A 276-nucleotide genomic window follows, 5' to 3' on the forward strand; every position below is an offset into this window, starting at 1 on the left:
TACAGGAACTTCAGAAGATGGTTTTGCAGTAACAAATACAAGAGAACCTGAAAAGACATCTGTAGAAGGGACAAAGACCTGGAATGACAAAGACAACCAGGACGGAAAGAGACCAACAGAGATAACAATCAATCTATTAAAGAATGGAACTAAAATAGATTCAAAGAAAGTTACAAAAGCAGAAGGCTGGAAATGGAAGTTTGAAAATCTTGATAAGTATGAAAACGGAAAAGAAATTAACTATACTATTACAGAAGAAAAGGTAGAAGGATATAC

The 276-nt window shown here is 34.1% G+C and carries 1 protein-coding gene; it reads left to right on the forward strand.

Annotated features, from left to right (window positions below; all coding sequences use genetic code 11):
* The coding region (locus VJI77_RS07490; RefSeq protein WP_323988966.1) for a Cna B-type domain-containing protein at positions 1 to 276 on the forward strand (276 nt) is incomplete at both ends.

It is taken from the genome of Parvimonas sp. D2 (genome assembly GCF_035282635.1).
GTDB lineage: Bacteria > Bacillota > Clostridia > Tissierellales > Peptoniphilaceae > Parvimonas.